The sequence below is a fragment of the uncultured Gemmiger sp. genome (genome assembly GCA_944388105.1).
GTDB lineage: Bacteria > Bacillota > Clostridia > Oscillospirales > Ruminococcaceae > Gemmiger.
Window position 1 is genome coordinate 1 of record CALXHN010000005.1, and the last position, 23,426, is coordinate 23,426.

25 protein-coding genes are annotated in these 23,426 nt (G+C 62.2%); 4 read left to right on the top strand and 21 right to left on the bottom strand.

The annotated features are described in order from the left end of the window. From Q0K17_RS01095 to Q0K17_RS01120, 6 genes are all read right to left on the bottom strand, one after another. On the bottom strand, positions 1-368 hold a 368-nt coding region (locus tag Q0K17_RS01095), incomplete at its 3' end, for an RnfABCDGE type electron transport complex subunit B (RefSeq protein ID WP_294538812.1). Positions 369-388: 20 nt separating this feature from the next. After that, a complete protein-coding gene (locus Q0K17_RS01100) occupies positions 389-1,027 on the bottom strand; it encodes an RnfABCDGE type electron transport complex subunit A (RefSeq protein WP_294538816.1) in 639 nt (212 codons plus the stop codon). After that, entirely contained in the window at positions 1,024-1,710 is a 687-nt protein-coding gene (locus Q0K17_RS01105; RefSeq protein ID WP_294538819.1) for an electron transport complex subunit E, read from the bottom strand. Before Q0K17_RS01105 ends, Q0K17_RS01100 begins: the two co-directional genes overlap by 4 nt. Positions 1,711-1,712: 2 nt before the next feature. Beyond that, the gene (locus Q0K17_RS01110; protein ID WP_294538822.1) at positions 1,713-2,297 is read right to left on the bottom strand and encodes an FMN-binding protein; all 585 of its coding nucleotides are present in this window, start codon (positions 2,295-2,297) and stop codon (positions 1,713-1,715) included. Continuing rightward, positions 2,297-3,280: an RnfABCDGE type electron transport complex subunit D gene (locus Q0K17_RS01115; RefSeq protein WP_294538825.1), complete on the bottom strand. Its 984-nt coding sequence runs from the start codon at positions 3,278-3,280 to the stop codon at positions 2,297-2,299. The genes Q0K17_RS01110 and Q0K17_RS01115 overlap by 1 nt, the downstream gene beginning before the upstream one ends. A gap of 2 nt (positions 3,281-3,282) precedes the next feature. Continuing rightward, on the bottom strand, positions 3,283-4,617 hold the full coding sequence (locus Q0K17_RS01120) for an RnfABCDGE type electron transport complex subunit C (protein WP_294538828.1): 1,335 nt from the start codon (positions 4,615-4,617) through the stop codon (positions 3,283-3,285). 277 nt (positions 4,618-4,894) lie between these two features. On the opposite strand from Q0K17_RS01120, the gene Q0K17_RS01125 reads away from it, so the two are divergent. Beyond that, on the top strand, positions 4,895-5,038 hold the full coding sequence (locus tag Q0K17_RS01125) for a hypothetical protein (protein ID WP_294538831.1): 144 nt from the start codon (positions 4,895-4,897) through the stop codon (positions 5,036-5,038). Positions 5,039-5,173: 135 nt separating this feature from the next. Here the strand turns inward: Q0K17_RS01125 and glgB are convergent, their stop codons facing one another. Continuing rightward, complete coding sequence (gene glgB, locus Q0K17_RS01130; RefSeq protein ID WP_294538834.1) at positions 5,174-6,940, bottom strand: 1,4-alpha-glucan branching protein GlgB; 1,767 nt, start codon at positions 6,938-6,940, stop codon at positions 5,174-5,176. Between the two features lie 145 nt (positions 6,941-7,085). Here glgB and Q0K17_RS01135 point away from each other — a divergent pair, with 145 nt between their 5' ends. After that, the gene (locus Q0K17_RS01135) at positions 7,086-7,625 is read left to right on the top strand and encodes a TetR/AcrR family transcriptional regulator (protein ID WP_294538837.1); all 540 of its coding nucleotides are present in this window, start codon (positions 7,086-7,088) and stop codon (positions 7,623-7,625) included. Between the two features lie 62 nt (positions 7,626-7,687). Here Q0K17_RS01135 and Q0K17_RS01140 read toward each other — a convergent pair whose 3' ends face one another. After that, the gene (locus Q0K17_RS01140; RefSeq protein WP_294538840.1) at positions 7,688-8,368 is read right to left on the bottom strand and encodes an ECF transporter S component; all 681 of its coding nucleotides are present in this window, start codon (positions 8,366-8,368) and stop codon (positions 7,688-7,690) included. A 189-nt stretch (positions 8,369-8,557) separates the two neighbouring features. Here Q0K17_RS01140 and Q0K17_RS01145 point away from each other — a divergent pair, with 189 nt between their 5' ends. Next, positions 8,558-9,994, top strand: coding sequence for a PLP-dependent aminotransferase family protein (locus tag Q0K17_RS01145; protein WP_294538843.1), 1,437 nt, complete (start codon positions 8,558-8,560; stop codon positions 9,992-9,994). Here the strand turns inward: Q0K17_RS01145 and Q0K17_RS01150 are convergent. Then, positions 9,958-10,839 (bottom strand): hypothetical protein, encoded by an 882-nt coding sequence (locus tag Q0K17_RS01150; RefSeq protein WP_294538846.1) that lies wholly within the window; start codon positions 10,837-10,839, stop codon positions 9,958-9,960. The genes Q0K17_RS01145 and Q0K17_RS01150 overlap by 37 nt on opposite strands. Before the next feature lie 81 nt (positions 10,840-10,920). Between Q0K17_RS01150 and Q0K17_RS01155 the strand changes: the two genes are divergently transcribed. Beyond that, complete coding sequence (locus Q0K17_RS01155; protein ID WP_294538849.1) at positions 10,921-11,169, top strand: hypothetical protein; 249 nt, start codon at positions 10,921-10,923, stop codon at positions 11,167-11,169. Positions 11,170-11,229: 60 nt separating this feature from the next. Here Q0K17_RS01155 and cls read toward each other — a convergent pair whose 3' ends face one another. The 12 genes from cls to Q0K17_RS01215 form a co-directional block, all read right to left on the bottom strand. After that, on the bottom strand, positions 11,230-12,783 hold the full coding sequence (cls, locus tag Q0K17_RS01160; protein WP_294538852.1) for a cardiolipin synthase: 1,554 nt from the start codon (positions 12,781-12,783) through the stop codon (positions 11,230-11,232). 127 nt (positions 12,784-12,910) lie between these two features. Continuing rightward, entirely contained in the window at positions 12,911-13,750 is an 840-nt protein-coding gene (locus tag Q0K17_RS01165; protein WP_294538855.1) for a putative RNA methyltransferase, read from the bottom strand. Beyond that, positions 13,747-14,271 (bottom strand): hypothetical protein, encoded by a 525-nt coding sequence (locus tag Q0K17_RS01170; protein WP_294538857.1) that lies wholly within the window; start codon positions 14,269-14,271, stop codon positions 13,747-13,749. The genes Q0K17_RS01165 and Q0K17_RS01170 overlap by 4 nt, the downstream gene beginning before the upstream one ends. Before the next feature lie 57 nt (positions 14,272-14,328). Further along, the gene (locus tag Q0K17_RS01175; protein WP_294538860.1) at positions 14,329-15,603 is read right to left on the bottom strand and encodes a DUF1015 domain-containing protein; all 1,275 of its coding nucleotides are present in this window, start codon (positions 15,601-15,603) and stop codon (positions 14,329-14,331) included. A gap of 33 nt (positions 15,604-15,636) precedes the next feature. Next, positions 15,637-16,287 carry an Rnf-Nqr domain containing protein gene (locus Q0K17_RS01180; protein ID WP_294538862.1) on the bottom strand — a complete coding sequence of 217 codons (651 nt, stop codon included), beginning with the start codon at positions 16,285-16,287 and terminating at the stop codon, positions 15,637-15,639. Further along, positions 16,268-17,194 carry an Rnf-Nqr domain containing protein gene (locus tag Q0K17_RS01185; RefSeq protein ID WP_294538864.1) on the bottom strand — a complete coding sequence of 309 codons (927 nt, stop codon included), beginning with the start codon at positions 17,192-17,194 and terminating at the stop codon, positions 16,268-16,270. Before Q0K17_RS01185 ends, Q0K17_RS01180 begins: the two co-directional genes overlap by 20 nt. Continuing rightward, entirely contained in the window at positions 17,163-18,191 is a 1,029-nt protein-coding gene (locus tag Q0K17_RS01190; RefSeq protein WP_294538866.1) for an RnfABCDGE type electron transport complex subunit D, read from the bottom strand. The genes Q0K17_RS01185 and Q0K17_RS01190 overlap by 32 nt, the downstream gene beginning before the upstream one ends. A gap of 39 nt (positions 18,192-18,230) precedes the next feature. Continuing rightward, on the bottom strand, positions 18,231-18,893 hold the full coding sequence (gene rpe, locus Q0K17_RS01195) for a ribulose-phosphate 3-epimerase (RefSeq protein ID WP_294538869.1): 663 nt from the start codon (positions 18,891-18,893) through the stop codon (positions 18,231-18,233). 189 nt (positions 18,894-19,082) lie between these two features. After that, entirely contained in the window at positions 19,083-20,219 is a 1,137-nt protein-coding gene (gene glf / locus Q0K17_RS01200; protein WP_294538871.1) for a UDP-galactopyranose mutase, read from the bottom strand. Further along, entirely contained in the window at positions 20,203-21,189 is a 987-nt protein-coding gene (locus Q0K17_RS01205) for a glycosyltransferase family 2 protein (protein ID WP_294538874.1), read from the bottom strand. Before Q0K17_RS01205 ends, glf begins: the two co-directional genes overlap by 17 nt. A 16-nt stretch (positions 21,190-21,205) precedes the next feature. Then, entirely contained in the window at positions 21,206-22,258 is a 1,053-nt protein-coding gene (locus Q0K17_RS01210) for a glycosyltransferase family 1 protein (protein WP_294538877.1), read from the bottom strand. Further along, the gene (locus Q0K17_RS01215) at positions 22,255-23,409 is read right to left on the bottom strand and encodes a glycosyltransferase (RefSeq protein WP_294538880.1); all 1,155 of its coding nucleotides are present in this window, start codon (positions 23,407-23,409) and stop codon (positions 22,255-22,257) included. The genes Q0K17_RS01210 and Q0K17_RS01215 overlap by 4 nt, the downstream gene beginning before the upstream one ends. Between the last annotated feature and the right edge of the window lie 17 nt (positions 23,410-23,426).

Sequence of the window (23,426 nt, forward strand, 5' to 3'; positions counted from 1 at the left end):
CAGGTCTGGATGCCCTGGTAGCTGAACCGCTTGCCGCAGTTTTCGCCGCCGTTGCACAGGACCACCGCTTTCAGGCTGGGACGGTCACTGGTCTCGCTGCCCATGATGGTGTTGATGGCATCGGCAGCCTTGTCGCCGCCGGGTGCGCACTTGAAGGTGGGCGCGCCGTCCTCCACAATGGCCTTGGCGTAGTCGGCACAGCCGGCGTAGCCGCAGCCGCCGCAGTTGGCGCCCGCCAAACAGGCGGTGATTTCCGCAATGCGCGGGTCCTCATACACAGCCATGAACTTGGAAGCCAGCACCAGCACGATACTGCCCACCAGACCCAGCACCGCCAGGACGGCGACCGCAAGAATGATCGGATTCATACTTAGTCCCCCTCCTTATCTCAGACCAGTGCATTGATGATGTTTTCAACCAGGCCGCCGAAGCCCATGAAACTCATCGAGGTGATGGCCGCCGACACCAGGGTGATGGGCAGGCCCTTGAAGCTTTCCGGCGGGTTGGAGGACTCCACACGCTGGCGCACGCCGCAGAACAGCAGCATGGCCACCAGGAAGCCCACGCCGGCGCCGGCAGCGCAGATCAGCGCTTCGGCATAGGCCAGACCAAAGCCCTGCTCCGCCACGATATCGGAGTAATCCTGCACGGCCAGGATGGTGACACCCAGCACGCAGCAGTTGGTGGTGATCAGGGGCAGATACACGCCCAGGGCGGTGTACAGGGCAGGCACATACTTCTTCAGGGTGATCTCGATGAGCTGGACCAGCACGGCGATGACCAGGATGAAGACGACGGTCTGCATGTAGCCCAGGTCATAGGCATCCAGCAGGAAGATCTGCAGCGGGAAGGTGACCGCCGTGGCAATGACCATGACGAAGATGACCGCCAGACCCATGCCGGTGGAAGAATCCACCTTTTTGGAAACGCCCAGGAAGGGGCAGATGCCCAGGAACTGGACCAGAACGTAGTTGTTGACCAGGATCAGGTTGAAGAAGATGGTCGCAAACACAGCGAGATTGTTCATGCCTGGTCACCTCCCTCGGATTTGGCGGCGTCGATCTCGTCCAGCATGACTTCGCCGCAGGTCTTGCGCTCAATGGGATGGTTGGTCTTTTTCTCGATAAAAACGCACAGGGCCATCAGGCAGCCGAAGACGAAGAAGCCGCCGGGAGCCTGGTTCATGATGCCCATACGGTCCACGCTTTCGGGGATGATGGTGATGCCCATCCAGGAACCGTTGCCGATGATCTCACGGACGCTGGACATGAGCAGCATGGTGATGATGTAGCCAAGACCCATGCCCACGCCGTCCACGGCGGATTCCACCACCGTGTGCTTGCAGGCGAACATTTCGGCACGGCCCAGGATGATGCAGTTGACCACGATCAGGGCCAGGAACACACCCAGGGAGTCATACAGATCCTGGGCGTAGGCTTCCAGCACCATCTGGACCACGGTGACGAAGGTGGCGATGATGACGATGTAGCAGGGCAGATGGACCTTGTCGGGAATCGCCTTGCGCAGGGCGGAAATGACGATGTTGGAGCACACCAGCACGAAGGTCATGGACAGGCCCATGCCCAGGGCACCGGAAACGGTGGTGGTGACGGCCAGGGCCGAGCAGCAGCCCAGCACCAGACGCAGGACCGGGTTTTCACGGATAATACCGGCGGTGAAGATCTTCCACAGGCTTTGTTTTTCGCTCATGGTCAGGCCACCCCCTTGATCTCATTGTTGTAGCAGTCGATGGCGCTGTTATAGGCCGAAATGACAGCGTTGGAAGAAATGGTGGCACCCGCGATGGTATCCACGGGGTTGCCGGCGGACACATGCTGGGAGGCATCCCAGCCCAGGAAACCGGACCAGAAGCTTTCGTTCATGGTCTTGGAACCGATGCCGGTGGTCTGGGTGGAAGCGTCCACGCTGGTGGCCAGGATCTTGCCGGAAGCGTCAAAGGAAACGTACACAACCACTTCCTTGCCGCTGTAACCGGCGGCGGAAGCCTTGACGGCCGCCAGGCCGTCGGCGGTGGTCACAGCCCCCTGCACGCCGGGGGTCTGGATGTTCTCCACCGTGGTCAGGGCGGAAGGATCGGTGACACCGGGCAGAACGCCCATGTACGCTTCCTGGGTGGCGGCTTCCTGGTTGGCCTGGATGATGGGTTTGGTGGCGTCGTTCAGGGCCGCCAGAGCGGCGCTGCACACCACGCAGATGACAACCAGGATGATGACCGGGTAGATCATCGTCTTGAAAGCGGACTCCTGCGCGGGGGTCTTTGCGTTCTTCTCAGCCATCAGGCGTTGCCCCCTTCCTTGGCCGCGGCTTTGGCGGCCTTTTTCTGCTTTTTGGGTTTCTTGTAGCCCAGCGGGATCTGGTGGCTCCAGGCGTTGAACCAGGGCACCATCAGGTTGCCCAGCAGGATGGCGAAGCTCATGCCTTCGTTCATGCTGCCGAAATAGCGGATGGCGAAGGTCACCAGACCGATGAAGATGCCATAGATCAGCTTGCCCTTGGTGGTGAAGGGGCTGGTGACGTAGTCGGTGGCCATAAAGACGGCGCCGAACATCAAGCCGCCGGCCAGGATCTCGGCCACAGCGGCATGCAGGCTGCCGGTGGCGATCCAGGACAGCACAAAGACGGTGCCCACGATGCTGCCGGGAATGGCAAACCCGATGGTGCCGGTGGCCAGCAGGTAAACAAGACCCAGCAGGATGGCCAGGATACAGGTCTCACCCATCATGCCTCCGTGCAGACCCAGGAACAGGTCCAGCAGGCTGACGGTGGTCTTGTCCACGCTGTCGGCCAGCGGGGTGGCGGAAGCCAGGGCATCCACCGCCATGTCGGGGTAGATATAAGCGGTCATGCGGGCGGTGAAGCTGAGGAACAGCACGATACGGCCCACCAGTGCCGGGTTGGCAAAGTTGAAGCCGATGCCGCCGAACAGCTGCTTGACCACCACGATGGCCACAAAGGCACCCACCACGCAGATCCACAGAGGCAGACCCACGGGGAAGTTCAGTGCCAGGATCACGCCGGTGACGCAGGCGGAAAGGTCGCCCACCGGGTTGGGTTTCTTCATGATCAGGCAGTACAGATACTCGAAAGCCACGCAGGCCAGCGTGGTGACGGCCACGCTGATGAGGGCTTCATAGCCGAAGATCAGCGCCGCCGCGACGATGCAGGGCACCAGCGCCTTGAGGACGTTGCCCATCAGGCCGCGGGTGCTGGAATCGTCCCGGATATGGGGCGAGGCAGTTACGAACAAAACCTGGTCCATCGTTACTTACCTCCCTTGCGCATTTCGCTGAGATACCAGGCCTTGGCCTGGGTCACAGCCTGGGAAACCGGGCGCTTGGCCGGACAGACATAGGTGCAGCTGCCGCAGGCAACGCACAGGTCCACGCACAGGCTCTTCAGGGCCGCGGTATCCTTCTTGTTATGGTTTTCCACAATGACCACCGGTTCCAGACCCATGGGGCAGGCGCTGATGCACCGGCCGCAGCGGATGCAGGGCTGGGCGGCAGGCAGAACGGCTGCCTTGCGGCTGAACAGCAGCAGGCCGTTGTTCTGCTTGAGCACCGGGAAGTCCGCACTGGGCGAAGCACCGCCCATCATGGGACCGCCGAAGATGATCTTGCCCAGTTCCACGTCCGGCTTGATGCCGCCGCAGGCTTCGATGACATCCCGGTACAGGGTGCCGATGGGCACTTCGATGTTCTGGGGCTTGGCGATGGCGTCGCCGTCCACCGTGACACGCTTGCTGACCAGAGGAATACCGGTCTTGAGATACTTGCCCAGGGTGGACACGGAAGTGACGTTCATGACGATGCAGCCGCAGTCCGCCGGCAGGCCCGCCTTGCCGGAAGGTCCGATCTGGGGCACTTCCCGGCCGGTGCAGGTCTCCACCAGGGTCTTTTCAGCGCCCTGGGGGTACCGCATGGGCAGCGGCTTGACCGAAACGCCCTTCATGTCCCGGGTCAGGGAGCACATCAGATCGATGCATGCCGGCTTGTTGCGCTCAATGCCGATGATGCAGTGCGGGATCTCACAGTACTTCATGACCGCCTCGATACCGGACAGGATGGTATCGCTGCATTCCAGCATTTCACGGGCGTCGGTGGTCAGGTAGGGCTCACACTCCGCCGCATTGATCAGCAGGGTGTCCACCTTGGCCATGAGCTTGACGTGGGTCGGGAAGCCCGCGCCGCCCACACCCACCAGGCCGCAGGCCTGGATGGCAGCCAGCAGGGATTCCTTGTCGGTGACCGTGGGCGGCACGCAGGCCGGGTCCACGGTCTGGTTGCCGTCGCACTGGATGGCCACAGCCTGACAGACCGGACCGTTGACCATGCGCATGGGCGCCACGTCAACCACCGTGCCGGACACGCTGGAGTGGATATTGGCACTGACAAAACCGCCGGCTTTGCCGATCAGGGTGCCAACGAACACCTGATCGCCTTTTTTGACGACGGGTTCCGCCGGAGCGCCGATGTGCATCGACATGGGAATGACGACGTTTTTGGGCACCGGCATACGCACGGTGGGCATGTCGGCCGTCGATTTCTCATGCGGGACACGGGCGCCCTTGGCGGAGCGCTTCAGGATTTTCAACATGGATCCTGTTCCCCCATTCCTTTGTTGCTCTTTTTGCCGGCTTCCACCGCCAAAAAGACAAAATTATACATGGTTTATTTTAATGCGCTTATCCTGCCAAGTCAAGGCCGCGGCAGTGGTCAAATTTTACACAATGTCCATAGTTTGGAAACATTTTCTTTGCCCTGCGTGGTCCCATACAGGGGTTTTGCATTGCCTTTTGCCCGCCTGTGTGGTATACTGTACGCAAGCGTAATATGACATGGCGGGCCCTTTGCGGGGCAGGGAGGTATGCCTGATGAAAACCGTTCTCAAAATGATCGCTGTGCTGGCTGTTCTGGCCGGTGTTCTGGCGTTGGCGGCCGCTGTTTTGTGCAAGCGCAAGCCCGACCCCGCCGAATATATCACCCTGTACGGCGGCCCCGACGAAGCCGACGCCTGAGTGTCCGGCGGCGGACGGCCGTCCGCATTTAGGCAATATCCGCAAGAATCGCGGTGCAAGAAATGCAAAGTCAAGCGCGCCCTGTCATGGCCATCGTGCCATGCAGGGCGCGCTTTTTTGTGTCTGTGCTTAGGGTCATTCCAGCCGCAGCAGAACGGCGGAGAAGGGTGCCAGCGTCCCTTCCAGTTTCTGTCCGGCCACCGTGCAGGGGCACTCCCCTTCCGGCGTCATGCCGCCGTAGGGCTGCCAGTCGCTGTACAACAGCACCCGGGCCGTCCCGGGCTGGACGGGCACCGCGAAAGTCTGGGGCTTGTCGCTGAAATTGAAGGCCGCAGCCACCCGGCGGTGTCCGGCCCGACGCTCGAACACATAGACGCACTGGCTTTCCCGGTGGCAGTCCAGCCAGACAAAGCCTGCCGGGTCCTCATCCTGCTGCCACAGCGCCGGCTCCTCCAGATACAGCCGGTTGAGCGCCTGGATATAGTGGTAGAACCCGTCGTGGTTGGGGTAGCTGCGCAGGCACCAGTCCTGTTCCCGGGCCGGGTCCCACTCCCGCAGCTGGCCGATCTCACTGCCCATAAAATTCAGCTTTTTCCCCGGGTGGGTCATCATATACAGGTACAGCGCCCGCCCCTGGGGGAACTTGCCGTCGTAGCCGCCATTCATCTTCTGCAAAATGGTGGCCTTGCCGTGGACCACCTCGTCGTGGGAGAAGGGCAGCAGATACCGTTCCTTGTAATAGTACATCATGGAGAAGGTCAGCTTGTGGTAGTTGTCCGGACGGTATTCCGGGTCAGTCTGCAGGAAAGAGAGGGTGTCGTGCATCCAGCCCAGATTCCACTTGTAGTCAAAGCCCAGTCCTCCCTGCTCCGCCGGACGGGTGATGCCCTCGAAACAGGTGGAATCCTCCGCTGCCAGCAGACAGCCAGGGTGGCGCTGTTTGAGCCCCCGGTTCATGGTGCGCAGGAATTCCACCCCGTTGCCGTTGACGCCCCGGCGCTCGTCCCCCTGCCAGTAGAGGATCCGGCTGATGGCGTCGTACCGCAGGCCGTCAAAGTGGAACTTTTCCAGCCAGTAATGCCCCGCCGACTGCAGAAAGCTGCGCACCTCCCCCCGGGAGTGCATGAAGTTGCAGCTGCCCCACTCGCTGACCCCCACATCGTTGTGGGGATATTCGTACAGGGCGGTGCCGTCATACCGGGCCAGGGCGTAGGGGTCCAGGGCAAAGTGGGCGGGCACAAAGTCCATGATGACCCCGATGCCCCGGCGGTGGAGGGTATCCACCAGGGCCATGAGCTGGGCGGCGGTACCGTACCGGCTGGTGGGGGCAAAGAACCCGGTGATCTGATAGCCCCAGCTTTCGTCACAGGGATGTTCCGCCAGGGGCAGGAATTCCACATAGTTGTAGCCGCTCTCGCACAGGTAGTCGGCCAGGGGTCCGGCCAGTTCCTCATAATTGTATACCGTGCCGTCCGGCTTGCGCCGCCAGGACCCCAGATGCATCTCGTAGATGTTCAGAGGCTCATTGCGGCGGTCGGTGCGGGTGCGCATCCAGTGGGCATCGCGGAAGGTATACTCCCCCAGATCCCGCACGATGGACCGGTGGGCCGGACGCAGGTCCATGCCGAATCCATAGGGGTCGCAGTGGTCGGTGAACTGCCCGTCCCGGGTGTGGATCCGGTACTCATAGGGGGTGCCGGGGGGTGCGTCGGGTACCGTCAGTTCATAGAAATTGCCGTCCCCCATCTTGTGCATGGGGCGGGGCTGGCCGTCCAGCAGCAGATCGATCCCCGCCGCCCCGGGGGCGAAGGTGCGGAACACCGTTCCCTCCACCCCGGGATGGGCCCCGAGAAATTCATAGGCATCAAACAGCTGCCCGGTGTAAAAGCCGTAAAAATCCATAGGGGTCGCCTCCATATTTATTTGACTGTCGTCCAGTAATTTACTATAATCAATATAGCAGACACCACACAGCTGTACCATCTGCGGATTTGACAATGTGTACAATACTGGACGCTTTTGAAAAATCGACAAGGGAGGCGAAGCCATGGACATGAGAGAAAAAAAGACCCGGCAGAGCATCCGCAACGCCTTTTTGCAGCTGCGGGCCCACAAACCCCTGGAACGCATCACGGTGAAGGAGCTGGCCGAACTGGCCCAGATCAGCAAAGCCACCTTTTACCTGCATTATCACGACATTTATGATCTGTCGGAACAGATGCAGAGCGAGGTCATCCGGATGATGCTGGACAGCCTGGAGCAGCCGGACAGCTTTCTCACCGACCGCAAGCGGTTCACCCGGGAGCTGTTTGCTTCCTTTGCCGCCCACGAAAATCTGACCAACATCCTGTTTTCCGGGTCCCAGGCAGCGGTACTGCCCATCAGCATCGAGCGGGGCATCAAGGAGCACATCTTCTCCATTGTGCCCGAAACCCGCAACGACGCCCGGTTCAACATCATGCTGACCTACCAGGTGCAGGGAGCCTACTACACCTATACGGAAAACCGGAAAAAGTTCGGTGCGGAGCAGGTGCTGGCCGCCCTGGACGAGATTACCGACCGCATTGCCGCCAAACCGGATTTCTGAAAGCAAAAACCGCCGGTCCCATACGGGACCGGCGGTTTTTTCGGTTGCTTGCTGGGCTTGTCTCAGGCGTGCATGCGGCGGGTACCGGGCAGCAGGCGGGCTTTTTCCAGGGCGGGGCGCAGGGCCAGATAGAGCACCACGGCGCAGACGGTGGACAGCAGCGAGTTGACCAGCGTCACCCCGCTGGCCACCTTGGTCATGGTGGCGGCCAGATCCACATCCTGCCCGAAGATGTACCGGTTGCGGAAGTAGCCGATAAAGGGGTCGGTAAAGACGTTGACCAGCAGGCCGCTGAAGGCGCTGCCGGTGACCATGGACAGATACTTCAGGTCCGCGCCCACCTTGCGGGCGGGATGACGGTCGGCCAGATGGAACAGGCGGTGGCTGGCAGCACCGCACACCAGACCGATGATGAACTTGAGCAGGAAGGTGGTGATGGCATATCCCGGGTCGCCGGCCACGAGATCCGCCAGAGAAAGACCGATGGCACCGGCCAGACCGCCGGAAACGCCGTCCAGCAGCATGGCGGTAAGGGCGGTGAAGGTGTTGCCCAGATGGAAGGAGGAACCGGTGCCCAGAATGTTGGGAATCCGGAAGAACTCATAAGCCACAAAGCTGAGTGCGGCCATCACACCGATGAGTGCGATCTTCTGGACCGTAAACCGGGTGCGGGACAAGGCGGCAAAGACCAGGACCAGCACCACCACGCAAAAGAACAAAAGCCAGATCAGAGCAGGCTGCATAGTTGAAATCTCCCCTCATGGCCGGCTGTGCGCGGCGCCTTGCGCCTGCCGGCGGTGATTTTCCCGGCGGCTTGACATTTGCCCGCCGTCGGGGTATGCTCTCATTATAATCGTTTCTGGCCTTGTGTGAATATCCAGTATTTGAATTTTTCATGGGGCCAGTTCGCAGAACAGGAAGGGAGGGCCTTCATGATCACACTGTCTGCCAAAAGCAGTACCCCCATGTATGAACAGCTGTATGCCCGACTGGCTGCGGATATCCGCAGCGGCGCCCTGGCCCCCGGCAGTCCCCTGCCCGGCCGCCGGACCATGGCCAGCCAGCTGGGGGTGAGCGTGAACACGGTGGATGCTGCCTACCAGATGCTGGCCGCCGAGGGGCTGGCGGAATCCCGGCCACGCAGCGGTTTTTATGTGCAGGACACCGGGGGAATGCTCTGCCCTGCCCCGGCCGCCCCGGAACCGGAGCCGGCGGTTTCCGCCGAACCTGTCCGGCCAGAGGCGGCGCCCCGGTATGACCTGTCCACCGGCAGCATCGACACCGAGCTCTTCCCCGCCCGCAGCTGGGGACGCATCCAGAAGGAACTGCTGTACCAGGCCCCGGAACTGCTGCAGCGCGGGCCCATGCAGGGAGACGAGGACCTGCGGGGGGAGATCGCCCGGTATCTGGCCGAGTACCGGGGGGTGGTGTGCACCCCGGAACAGGTGGTGGTGGGTGCGGGCATTGAGTACCTTCTGGGCTGTGTGGCCCATCTGTTTGCCGGGTCGGCCGCCGCAGTGGAGAACCCGGGCTACACCCGGTCCCGCACTATCCTGGAAAACAACGGCATTCCCTGCCGGCTGGTGGACATCGACCGTCACGGTCTGCCCGCCGACGGCCTGGAAGCCTGCGGGGCCAACCTGTGCTATGTAACCCCCAGCCATCACTTTCCCACCGGGGTGACCATGCCGGCCTGGCGTCGGGCCCAGCTGCTGGCCTGGGCCGCCGCCAGACCGGGACGGTACATTCTGGAGGATGATTATGACTCGGAGTTCCGGTTCAGCACTCGCCCCCTGCCCAGCCTGCAGGGCATGGCCGGGGCTGACGGACCGGTGGTGTATCTGACCACCTTCTCCAAAAGTCTGGCCCCGGGCATCCGAATCGCCTGCATGGTACTGCCGCCCCATCTGCTGGAACGCTATCGCCGGGATTTTGCGGTGTATTCCAACACGGTGAGCCGGTTTGAGCAGGAGACCTTGTGCCGGTTCATGGCCCAGGGGCATTTCACCCGGCACATTGCCCGGATGCGTCTGGCCTACAAACGGCGGATGGAGACCTTTGCCGCCGCACTGCGGGAGGCGTTGGGTCCGGATATGGTGCTGGACGGTACCCAGTCCGGGCTGCATTTTCTGCTGACCCTGCCGGGAGCCGGCGGAGAACAGGCCATGGTGGCCGCCGCCCGGGCCGAAGGGGTCCAGCTGCGGGGGCTGAGCGAATACTACATGGCCCGCCCGGAGAGCTGCCGCCCCGACACGGTGGTGGCCGGCTATGCCGCCCTGCGCACCGGGGACATTGCCGCCGTGGCCTCGGCCCTGGGGCGGGCGTGGTCGGCTCATTCCACGGCGGTCCCACCGGCCAGCAAAACCTGAACCGTTTCCAGGTCCGTGTCGGTCAGGCGGCTGCCCCCTGCCGTCTGCTGCAGTTCCAGGGTCTGGTAATCCACATGGTAGCCGGTGGCTCCCGAAAGCCAGGTCAGGGTCTCTTCCAGTTCATACAGGTCCTGGGCCCGCAGGTCGGTGAGGGTCTGGCTGCTCACATTGCGGGCACCGGCGGCCAGGTCCGCCAGATGATCCGGAAACTGCCGGAAAAAGGCCGCCCACAGTGCCCCCCGGGCGCGGGCCAGTGCAGCCGGGGTCTGGTCCGGCAGCGCCGCCGCCCGCGCCAGGAATTCCGATGCCTGGGCGACGGTGAGCTCCACCACCGACTCTTCCCCGCAGTCCAGCTCCTTGCGCTCCTCCGCGGTAAAGACGGCAGCGGTATCAAACCGGACGGCGTCCTCCAGTCCCCAGAGACTGGCATAGGTGTTGGCCGTGGCGGCCAGATAGGCATCCGGCGCAACGCCCAGGGTCTGCCCCAGAAGTTCCTCCGCCCGGGCCGGACCTGCGGCCAGATAGCACTCGGACAGGGTGGTGGTGCCCGCAGGCGCCTGCAGGACCAGATCCCCCGGCAGCGCGCAGAAAAGCGCCGCCTGCTCGGGACCATCCAGCCGCAGCAGCAGGAATGCCGGCGCGTCGGACTGCACGGCCAGAAGCAGGCGGTGGGTCTGTCGGGCGCCTGCCGGCTCCGCCAGCTGGGCCTGGTCGGCCGCCGCCTGCCGGAGCATCTGCTGCTCAGTGCGCTGGGAAGCCAAAAAGACCACCGTACCCATCATGGGAACCACCAGGATCAGGGTCAGAACCAGGCTCTGAAAAAAAAGTCCGCGGCGTTTATGCATAAAGAACACCTCTTTGCTGCAAAATGTAGTCATAGCTTGGGCAATCTGCCCCGGCCTTATGCACAAAGGAGGCAAACGTTTATGTATCACGGACCTTACGGCCCCCGCGGCGCCGAGAGCGAACAGGAAGATTTCTGGACCGATATCATGGAGGGGAGCGACATGATCCCCGGGATGATTCCTTCCGACCCGGATGCAATGAAAGCCCGCCGGGAGGCACAGAACCGGACCGAAGACACCAAAACCACCCAGGAAACCGAAGATACCGAAACCACCGAGAACCGGGAATGGTTTGAGATGGAAGCACAGCCGGAGGACCCGGATCTCTGATTTTCCCGCAGCAGACAAAAAGGCGGTGTGCCCGCAACAGCACACCGCCTTTTTGTTTTGTCACATCAGAGGGCTGAACAGACGCAGCAGGCAGTCCACCCCGCGCACCGCCGCCGGACGTTCCTTGTACAGAGCCGTGACCTCCCGGCACTGGGGGAAAAGCCCTTCAAAATCCCGGCGCACATCCCCTACCGCCTCACAGCCGGAAAACCAGCAGGCGTTCTCAAAATGCAGGTACAGACTGCGGTAATCCAGGTTGATGGTGCCCACCACCGCGGCCTTATCGTCGGCCACCGCCTGCTTGGCATGGATGAAACCGGGGGTGTACTCAAACAGGCGCACACCGTCCGCGGCCAGACGGGCATAATGGCTGCGGGTGACCCGGAACACCATCTTCTTGTCCGGGATGCCGGGGGTGATGATCCGCACGTCCACCCCGCGGCGGGCGGCCAGGGTCAGGGCCCGCTGCATCTCATCGCTGATGATCAGGTACGGGGTGGTCAGCCACACATACCGGTCGGCATGGGTGATCAGGTTCATGTACACGTTTTCCCCCACCGGTTCCTCATCCAGAGGGTCGTCCGCATAGGGGACCACCACCGCGTCCGAGCGCAGGGTCGGCTGCACCGGCGGCAGGAAGGGCGTGGGGTCCAGGGGTTCCTTCTGGGTGGCCCCCCACATCTGCAGGAAGATCAGGGTCAGACCCCGGACAGCCTCCCCTTCCAGCCGAAGGCCGGTGTCCTTCCAGGTGCCGTAGGGATGGGTGAGGTTGAAATATTCATCCGCCAGATTGTACCCGCCGGTGAAGCCCACCCGGCTATCCACCACCGTGATCTTGCGGTGGTCCCGGTTGTTCATGATGATATTCATGGCCGGGATCAGGGGGTTGAACACCCGGCACTGAATGCCCTTGGCCCGCAGCCGCTGGGCAAAGGGCGGACTGATAAAGCCCATACTGCCCACATCATCGTAAAAGACCCGCACGTCCACCCCAGCCCGGGCCCGCTCGGTCAGGATATCTTCCAGACTCTGCCACGCGATGGAATCCTCAATGGCATGGTACTCCATAAAGATGAAGTGCTGTGCGCTGCGCAGGGCTTCCTGCTGGGCTTCCAGGGCTTCATTGGTGTCGCCGTAAAAGCGCACCCGGGTGTTGTGGTACACCGGATATCCCGCCCGGTCCTGCAGGTAGGTCACCTGTCCGCCCAGGTCAGGGGCGGCGGCGCGCAGGTCCCGGGTGACGGCCGCACCGTTTTCCCGTTCCCGCTGTCGGGCGGGTTCCAGGGCGGCGTCGGCGGCACGCAGGCGGCGGCGCAGAGGCCACAGGGCCACCGGCCGGCCGAAAAGCAGATACAGGCAGGTTCCCAGCACCGGGAACAGCAGAATCAGGATGATCCAGCTGAGCCGGAAAGCCGAGTTCATGTTGCGGCCGTACACCGAAAAGACCAGCAGCAGGGCCAGCAGGCTGGATGCCAGCTGAATCACGGCATAATACCGGGTGAGGTAGAGGGCAAAGCCCAGGATCCACCCCACCTGCAGCAGGAAAGACAGGGCCACAAACACGGCCCGCCCGATGCTGTTGGGAATCTGACGGCGTTTTTCTTCGGTCTCCATGGTTACACATCCTTTCGGCCCGCTGTGCGGGGTCATGCCGCCATTGTAGCCCAAAAGATGCCCTTTGTAAATGGGCAAAACCCTCCGGCTGAACCAATTAAAAAAGACCCCGGACGGGGCCTTGGATTCAGGATGCGGCGCGGCGATAAAGCAAAAAGCGGAAGCCGATCTCGGTGGTCAGTTCCGGGCACTGTGCCAGCCGCTGCGCACCTTCTGTCGGCGTGTTGTAATAGTAGGGCGTCATGGCAAAGAGGTTCAGAGCCATGGCATTGTCCAGGGTGACGGTCCCGGTGACGGTCTGCTCCCCCGCCGGCACAAAACCGGGGTATTGGGTACGGATGTCCGGGTTTTCATAGGGCTGGTCGTACAGCACTTCCTTGAGGCCGAAGAGATGGCGCGGTGTGGGCACGGCATAGATCAGCAGCCCGCCGGGGCGCAGCATGCGGGAGAATTCCGCTTCGGCAAAAGGAGAAAAGACGTTGAGCAGGATATCCGCCCAGCCATCGGCCACCGGAGCGCAGAAGCTTCCCCCCACCGCAAAGGCCGCCTGGGGCACCAGTTTGGCTGCCAGACGCACCGCCGACTTGGAGAGGTCGAACCCGATGAGCTGGGCTTCCTGTCCGGCAGCGGCCAGAGTGTCCAGCACCGTCCGGTCATAACTGCCTTCCCCGCAGCCTGCGTCCACGATGTGGGGCGCGGCATACCCGGCCCGGGCACACAGCTCCCCCAGGGCCTTGCGGAAGGGGTCGTAGGCACCGCTCTGCAGAAAGGACCGGCGGGCCGCCACCATGGCTTTGCCGTCGCCCGGGTCGGCGGCGTGGCGCTTCTGGATGGGCAGCAGGTTCACATACCCTTCCTTGGCCATATCAAAGCTGTGATTTTTGGCGCAGCGCAAGGTCCTGCCCCAGATGCCCAGGGCCCCGCCGCACACCGGACAGCGCAGGCCGGCCGCCTGTGCGGCGTTCATTCGGCGTCGGCCGGGGCTTCGGGCGCAGGGTTGCCCTCCACCGGCACGGTCACACCGCCATGAGCGGCAATGTACTCTTCAAAGTTGGCAAACTTCTGTTTGGGCGGACGGCGGGTGATCAGCAGCAGACCCACGTCCTCCGGCTGGGATTCCCGGCGAGGACGGGCATTGCCGGCACGGCGGCCGGACTGGGATTCCGGCTGGCGGGCGGGACGCTGTTCGCCCCCGCGGCGCTGGTTCTTGGGCTGAGCAGGCTGTTGGGGCTGCTGACGGCGGCCGCCGTTCTGGGTGCCGCCCTGGCCATTGTTCTGGGGGTTCCGGCCCTTGCGGGGCTGACCGTTCTTTTCGGCAGCCGGGGCATTCTTGCCCTGCTGGGGCTGCTGGGACGTTTTGGCCGCGGCCTGCCCCTGCGGGGCGGCTCCCGGTCCGCCGCGGGAACGGCGACGACGGCGGCGGTGCTGTTCCTGCTCGCCGGGAGCTTTCTCCTTATGCTGATTCTGTTGGGGTTGGGCGGGTTTCATATTCGGCATGCGTATTCCTCTTCTTCCTGCGGGTAAATATGACAAACCGGAGCCCCCTTATACCAGGGCCCGACATTCGTTGTAGTAGCGTTTTTCCTCGGCATGGCCCATGCTGAAGGTCTTGCGGGGCAGCACCCCGCCCAGGACCACCCCCCGGAACAGATCCGCTTTCTCAAAGGGCGGCAGCAGGATGGCGGCGGCGTTCTCCCCCGCCAGACTGCAGGCCGCCACCTGACCGTGGATGTAATCCACCCGGCAGGCAGGGTTCCGGGCGCACAGGTCGGTGAGAAATGCTTCCACCGTGCCCACAGCCAGCGGGCAGGGTGCATCGTCGAGGGTATAACGGCGGGCCATGGTCGGTCCGAAGATGGTGAAGGTCTGCACCGGCATACGGCCGCGGGCCTTGTGCTGCTCGGTCCAGGCATCAAAGGCTTCACACACCGCCTGCACCCCCATACCGAAAACCACCCGATGGATGGGCTCGATCTCGATGGCCGGGGAATGCACATTGCACACCTCCGCCAGACAGTAGCGGGCGGGGTGAACAGCCTGTTCCTCGGGGGTCAGAGTGGGTTTTAGTTCCTCCCAGTATGCTTTTGCGGTGGCCAGAGAATGGTTGCCGTCCCCTACCGCCAGCACCATGGGCGGCTGACCGGCGGCTCCCGGCCAACGGGCGGCGAAAGCGCCGGCATCCCCCAAAGCGGTGAGTGCCCGGTCGATCTGGTCAATCAGGGCCGGGTCCTCCACGGCCCAGCCGGCCAGATGACCGCCGCCCAGCATCAGATCCCCGTCATACAGGCAGGTCAGCTCGGCTTTGCGGCTGCCGATGGGCTCGATCAGCGTGCATTTTTCGTCGTCGGCCAGCATCATCACATGGGGTGTTTCCAGCTCCGCACCGCGACGGATGGCCAGACGGGGCGGGATACGCTCCACCACCGTGTTTTCGCTGGGACGGATGGGGGTCTTTGCCCCCGGCTCATAGCTGTAGGCTTCCAGGTCCACCATTCCCACCAGCCCCTGACGGACGCTGCCGTCCAGCTGGGTGCGTTCCACATACACATAGCCGTGGACCTGGCGGGTGAGCACGGTCCGGCGGTATTCCGCCATGGCGGCGCGGATCTGCTTCAGGCGTTCCCCTTCCCCGGGGGTGCCCAGGTAGGCTTCGGGCAGGACAATGTGCAGGGTGCTGGGTTTGCCGGCCGCGCAGGCTTCCGCGCGCTGCCAGTAGTCCGGCTGAGAGGTGAACTGGTCGACGGCAATGCTGGCCCAGGGGTCCAGAGGGACCGAGACATCGGGCAGCAGGATATCGGCCGGCAAAAAGCAGTTGGACATTGGTATCAACTCCGATTCAGACTGGGCGCCCGCTTACCGCGCAACGCCATGTCCCACCAGACCATAGATGGCCAGGGACAGAATGCCGATGTAGATCAGGGAACTGGGCAGGCCGCGGAAAATGGCGGGCACATCCTTACTGCCCAGACGGCGGCGGCCCTCATCCACCACCAGCACCGCAAACAGATAACCGAGCCCGCTGCCGAAACCGAAGGCGATGCACTGCAGCAGGTTGTAGTTCTGGTTGGAGCAAAGCAGCAGAGTACCCAGCACACTGCAGGTACAGGTGGCCAGAGGCAGCTGTTCCCGACAGGCAGACCGGTGCACGGCGGGCAGAATGCCCAGCAGCACCCACACCACCCCCATGGCAATGACCGCACAGGTCAGGTAGAGGATGGGACGCAGAGAGGCGATGGGCAGCCAGTCCGGCAGATACAGGTGCAGCAGCGGCGCCAGATAGGTCATGCAGGCCCAGCCCAGAGGGGCACTGAACAGCTGCACCAGGATGACCGGGGTGCAGTACTGCCAGGTGCGCACTTCGGGGTCGCTCACCAGTTTGATCAGGCGGGAAACACCCATAGCCCGGGAGAATACGACGTTTTCGGCAAAGATGGCCAGGATCGCGTAGGAGACGAACTGCGCCACGCCCTGCACCACCGTGAGATCACTGCTTACGGTCAGCATACAAGTGACGCACCTCCTCCTGTTTATAATGCACATAGGCGCCGCCCACGGCCGTCCAGCCGGCGGCCAGCAGACCCAGCAGCAGGAACCCGCCCGCGGGCTGGGCAGCCAGGGGCAGCAGCCCCACCGACAGCAGCGGCTTTTCAAAGACGGTGCCGTAAGCCAGCAGCTCCCGCAGGGTTCCCACCAGCAGGATGGCGATGCACAGGCCGATGGTGTTGTTGATGCCCTTGCGGAAGGCTTCGCCGATGGTTTCCAGTTCGGCGGCTTCCATACGCTTGACAATGACCGGTTCCACCACCATCATGGGCAGATAGATCCCCATGATGGAAAGGTTGGTGCCGAAAATATTGTACATGATGATATACACCGGGATATACAGGATGGCGGCCGAGTAGGCATACACCACCGGGCGGAACCGGTTGCCGGTGATGTGGCAGACCGCCACCGCCAGCATACGGGTGGCGGTGAGCAGCAGGATGGACAGCACGCAGAGCATGAGGGCGCGGTCTCCGTCGCTGGCCATGGCCACAATCGGGGCCAGACCCAGGCCGCGGACCATGACCGGGTTGTTCAGCCACAGATGGTCATCGTGGATGCTCTGGGCCAGTTCGGCCTCGGCTTCCGCCCGGGTCTTGCGGGCTTTGGCCTGGGGTTTGGGCTGGGGTTTGGGTTCAACGGCCTGCTCCGCAGCGGACTGGGCCTGGGCCGCCTGCCGCGCGGCAGCGGCAGCCTCCTCGTCGATCTGCTGCGGGGTCTTGCCTTCCGCAGCGGCACGGCGGGCACGCTCCAGCACTTCGGGAGAAAGCTGGGGAATGATGACGGTCTGGGAATGTTCCGGCTGGTTCTTCCTGCGCCCGGTGCGGGCCGCCGGTTTAGAGGGCTTCCGGTTTTGCTCGTTTTGCAAGCCGTTTCGCCTCCTTCTTCATGAACTTCATGCGCTCCGCACGGCGGGACACACGGTCCAGCCATTCGGGCACGGCGCCGACGATGAGCAGTGCAAAGCAGACACCGGTCTCATAGACGGTATTGTAACGGAAGACGGTGGTGGCCAGACCCAGAAGCAGACCATAGATCAGCCGGCTGGTAAAACGGTTGGGCTGGGTGACCGGTTCACAGATCAGGAACACACCGCCGAAGGCCATGCCGCCGGTGAGCAGGATATACTTTTCCAGGTAAACGCGCTGGCGGATGAACTCCCAGGGCAGGCTCAGCGTAGGCAGGTCATTCAGGTTGGGCAGCAGCCAGGGCACTGCCACACACACGATGAGGTACGGCAGCAGGGTGGACAGCTGGAGATGGCCCCGGCAGAGCAGGAACAGGCCGCAGGCCACAATGACCAGGAAAGCACCGGTTCCCAGCGGGCCGCTGACATTGCCGGTGAGCAGGTTCATGGTGGTGGCGGAAGGCAGACCGCCGCTGGACAGGGTGGTGTTCATACCGGCAGCAAGGGTGGTGTCGGAAGTGATCCCCCACAGCGGCAGCACCGTGCCCGGGGTGGGATACCGGGTCATCTGGTTGGGCCAGGAAAGGGCCGCCACTGCCACGCCCACCGCAGCCGGGTGGAAGGGATAGTGACCTTCACCGCCGAAGGTCTCCTTGATGAGCACCGCCACAATGACCGCGGCGACGACCATGAAATAGGAAACCGAAGCCGGCATCATGAGTACAATCAGCGCGGCAAAGCATTCACTGGAAGGTTCATGGGGCCGGTAACCCGCGCCATGCAGCGGAGTGACCAGGCAGTCGCAGACATAGGCGGTGAACAGACCCACCAGCATGAGCAAAATCGGCCGCGGACCATAGAAAAACCAGGCCATGGCCATGAGCGGGACACAGCACCAGAGCACGTCTGCATAGTAGTTGTAGTTGGCGCTCCGCTCGATCTTGTTACGGTTTGGCATAAGCTCTCCTTTGCTGCCCGCCGTGCGGGCGGCGGTTGCTTACAGGGCGTGGATGCCCGCCGCCATGGCGGACATATCGGGTGCTTTATACAGGGCGCTGCCCACCACCAGGACATCGGCGCCCGCACGGGTGCACAGGGGGGCGGTGTCGGTGTTGACGCCGCCGTCCACCTGCAGCATGACGGACAGGCCGCGGCGGTCCAGTTCGGCCCGCACGGCGGCCAGACGTTCGGGGGTCTGGGGCAGGAAGGACTGACCGCCGAAACCGGGCTCCACGCTCATGATGAGCACCAGGTCCACCTCGTCCAGGTAATCGAACAGTTCTTCCACCGGTGTGCCGGGACGGATGCTCAGGCCGGTGCGGCAGCCCAGTTTCCGGATGGTGCGCAGCACAGCCCGGGGGTTCTTGCGCACCCCTTCGGCTTCCAGGTGAACGGTGATGAGGTCTGCCCCCGCCGCGGCGAAATCCTTGGCGTAGAAGGCCGGATTCTCGATCATCAGGTGCACGTCGTAGAAGGCATCCGGCAGGGCCTTGTGCAGGCAGCTGAGTACCGGGGCACCATAGCTGATGTTGGGGACGAAGTGGCCGTCCATCACGTCGATGTGCAGCATATCCGCGCCGGCATCCAGGGCGGCACGGCTCTGCGCGGCCAGATTGGCCAGATCGGCCGACAGGACCGACACGCTCAGTTTTGTTTGCATAGTTCCAAATTCCTTTATCCTTGATACACTTTCCCGCGCGGGCACCCCTGCGCACACTCATACATGTTTTATTGTACCGTAATACGGCACAAAAATCAAATATTTATCGCAGACCCCTGTCTGGAAAATCAGGCGGCAGCCCCATGCCGACGGGGCTGCCGCCTGATTTGTGAAAATTTTTGAAAAAAATCAGATGCCGTACTGATTGATCTTGTCCAGCTGCACGCGGACACAATCCAGGGCACTTTCGATGACCTTGTCCATATCGTAATAGCGATACTCGCCCAGACGGCCGCCGAAGACCACATGGGGTTCGGCGTCGGCCATGGCCTTGTAGCGGGCATACAGGGCATTGTTCTGCTCGTCATTGACCGGGTAATAGGGCTCATCCCCGGGCTTCCATTCGGCGGAGTACTCCCGGCTGATCACCGTCTTGGTACCCGGCTCGGTGGAACCGAACTCAAAGTGCTTGTGCTCGATGATGCGGGTGTAGGGGGTCTCGGCGTCGGTGTAGTTGATGACCGCGTTGCCCTGGTAGTTGGGGCAGTTGAGGACTTCGGTCTCAAAGCGCACGCTGCGGTACTGCAGTGCGCCCAGCTCATAGTCGAAGTAGGCATCAATGGGGCCGGTGTAGATCACCCGGCCGGCCAGGGCATCCAGCTCCGCCTTGTCTTTCAGATAGTTGACTCCCAGACGGACCTCGATGCCATGGAGCATCTTTTCCACCATGGCGGTGTAGCCGCCGTTGGGAATACCCTGGTACAGCGCGTTGAAATAGTTGTTGTCAAAGGTCAGGCGCACCGGCAGCCGCTTGATGATGAAGGCGGGCAGCTGGTCGCAGGGACGTCCCCACTGCTTTTCGGTATACCCCTTGATGAGCTTCTCATAGATATCGGTGCCCACCAGGTTGATGGCCTGCTCTTCCAGGTTCTTGGGCTCGGCGGTGAAGTGGGCGGCCCGCTGTTCGGCGATCTTGGCGGCGGCTTCGGCCGGCGTGATGACCCCCCACATCTTGTTGAAGGTGTTCATGTTGAAGGGCATGTTGTACAGTTCGCCCTTGTAGTTGGCCACCGGAGAATTGGTGTAGCGGTTGAACACCGCAAAGTTGTTCACATAGTCCCAGACCTTCTTGTTGTTGGTATGGAAGATGTGGGCGCCGTACTTGTGAACGTTGATGCCCTCGATGGTCTCGGTGTAGATGTTGCCGGCAATGTGATCCCGCTTGTCGATCACAAGGCAGGTACGGCCGGCCTTGGTGGCCTCATGGGCAAACACCGCGCCGAACAGACCGGCACCAACGATCAGATAATCATACTGTTTTGCCATCAGAAACGACCTCCTTCTGACTGGAACCCTGCAGCGCATCGGCCTCCCACTTCCAGCGTTCGGCCTGCTGCAGCTTGAACTCAAAATCACGGGCATCCTGGGCCAGCAGGTTGGACAGGATCACGCCCGAAATAAACAACAGAAGCGCCGCGACCATGCCGCAGGCACATACGATCAGGGTGGGAAAACGGGGAACCAGACCCGTGCGGAAATATTCCGCCACCACCGGCACCATGAACCCGGTGCTGACCAGGGCCAGCAGCAGAGCCAGAATGGTGAAAAAGGCGAAAGGCCGATAGTTTTTGTACAGCCGTGCAATGGTCCGCAGCACCTTGGCACCGTCGCTGTAGGTGTTCAGCTTGGACACGCTGCCCTGGGGACGGTCCCGGTACTCGATGACCACGTTTTCGATCTGCATGCGCCGCTCCACCGCGTGGATGGACATTTCGGTCTCGATCTCGAAACCGCGGGACAAAACCGGGTAGGTCTTGACAAACTGAAAGCTGAACGCCCGGTATCCGGTCATGATATCCTGGATCTGACTGCCGAACAGCCGGTTGATGGAAAACCGTACCAGGCTGTTGCCAAAGTTGTGGAAGGGGCGCTTGTTCTCGGTAAAATAGGTGCTGGAAAGGCGGTCCCCCACCACCATATCCGCTCCCCGCTCCAGAACGGGCCGCACCAGTTCCGGCGCGGCGGATGCGGGGTAAGTATCGTCTCCGTCCACCAGCAGATAGCAGTCGGCATCGATTTCCCGGAACATCCGGCGTAGCACGTTGCCCTTGCCCTGCTGGTATTCGTGGCGGACCACCGCCCCGGCCGCAGCGGCCAGTTCGGCAGTGCGGTCGGTGGAGTTGTTGTCATAGACATAAATGGCAGCTTCCGGCAGGACGGCACGATAGTCGGACACCACCTTGGCCACGGTCTTTTCCTCATTGTAACAGGGGATCAGCACTGCGATCCGGTCCATATCCTTCTCCCCTCTCTCACTGGGCCGCAAAACGGCGGATCTCATCCAGCCAGAACGCCGCCGTCACCGGCCAGCTGTATTTCTGCAGGATCTTCTGGGGAGACTCCACCGGGCGGGACATGAGCTCGTCCAGGTCCACATCGTAATCCATGGGGTCAAAATAGCGCACCGTGTTGCCGTAGAGCTCCGGCAGGCAGGAAGCGTTGGACACCGCTACCTGGGCCCCCAGGCTGAGGGCTTCCAGCGGCGGGATGCCGAACCCTTCAAACAGTGCCGGGTGCAGGAAAGCACGGCAGTTCTGCATCAGGGCCTTGTTTTCCCCGTCCGTGACATAGCCCGGATAATGCAGGTTGCCGGCGCTCACCGCCTGCTCGTCATCTCCGAAAGCGGCCAGGTCCTTGCCGCCGGCCACCACAAACACCTTGTCCGGATTGCGGGCGGCCACTTCCCGGATCCACTTATAGTTCTTGTGTCCGGCCAGACTGCCCAGGGCATAGAAGTATTCCCCCTTGTGCACACCGGGCAGCTTGTCGAACACCCCTTCGTCCGGCTCCACCGGCTGCAGGTGTTCCCAGCCATTGTAGGTCAGGCCGATGCGGGCGGTGGGAATGTGCAGCCGCCGGGAAATGAGCTGACGCTGGTCATCGCTCACCGTATACACCCGCTGGGCAAAGGCCCGGATGCTCAGGCAGTGCACCCAGAACTTGAACCGGAAAAAGGCCCGGTCGGTATTCATGACCAGGGGCCGGATATCGTGCAGCACCACGGCACTGGGACGGCCCATGAGCATATCACTGGCCAGACCCAGATAGAAAGCATCATGCTTGCGCACATACCGGGGCAGCACAAACAGATTGTAGCTGTATTTGATGGCCTTGAGCGGCACGACCTGAATGTTTTTCAGCGGCGGCAGATGCAAGGGACGGCCGTCATCCCGGTAGCACAGCCGCACGTCCAGGCCCGTGCCGGTGAGAAGCTCATCCAACCGGGTCACGACCTCATAGACATAGCGCGGAATGCCGGTGATGGGATCACACAGCACCGTGCCGTTGATCACGATGGGTCTCAAATTGTTTCCTCCTTCGGCAGATGGGCACAGTCATGCAGTTCACGGCGCCAATCCGCAACACGGCGCGCACAATAGTCGCGCAGCTGGGACTCAAAGCGTTCCTCACTGAACTGCAGACTGTGGGCGCGGATCTCCTCTTTGGTGCAGGCCACCCCTTCGGCCTCGAATTTTTCAATGCATTCGGCCAGACTGTCCACCGTCTGGGCATGGAAAAGCAGCCCGGTGCGGCCGTCTTCCACCGTCTCGCAGGCGCCGCCCCGGCCGTACGCCAGGACCGGCGTTCCGGCGCTTTGGGCTTCTACCGGCGTGATGCCGAAATCCTCTTCCCCGGGGAAAAGGAACGCCTTGGCCCGCAGGTAATAGCCGCGGACTTCTTCATCCGAAAGTCCGCCGCCTTTGAACTCCACCGTGGGTCCGGCCATGGCTTTCAGCCGGGATTCTTCGTCGCCGGTGCCGATGACCACCAGCCGCCGGCCCAGTTTGGTGCAGGCCGCCACGGCCAGGTCCATCCGCTTGTACCAGGTAAAGCGGCCCACCACCAGGTAAAAGTCTTCCTTTGCCACAAAGGGGCTCTGGTTGATGTGTACACAGGGATAGATCACATCACTGTCCCGGCGATAATACTTTTTGATGCGCTGGGCAATGTACCGGGAATTGGCGATGAAATAATCCACCCGGTCGGCGGCACACTTGTCCCACTGCCGCAGTTTGTGCATCTGTCCGGGCATGACCGCCCGCACCAGCGGGTTGGCGTTGGCCCGGTAGGTATAATAAAAGTCCCACACATACCGGATGGGCGTGTGGCAGTAACAGATATGCACCGCGTCCGGCCGGGTGATGACCCCCTTGCTGCAGGAGGAAGAGGAGGACAGCACCAGGTCGTATTCCGAAAGGTCCAGTGCCTCAAAGGCACCGGGCATCAGAGGCAGCAGCTTTTTATACAGTCTGGTGGCAAAGGGGATCTTCTGCACCCAGGTGGTGCGGATGTCGTACTCCCGGAACCAGGCGGGCATCTTCTTCTCGTCATAGACAAGGGTGTAGATGGGGGCGTCGGGAAACACGTGGTGCATGCAGTCCACCACGCGGTCGGCACCCGCATAGGATACCAGCCAGTCATGCACAATGGCGACCTTGAGCTTGTTGTTTTGCATTAGCTGCCTCCTTATGG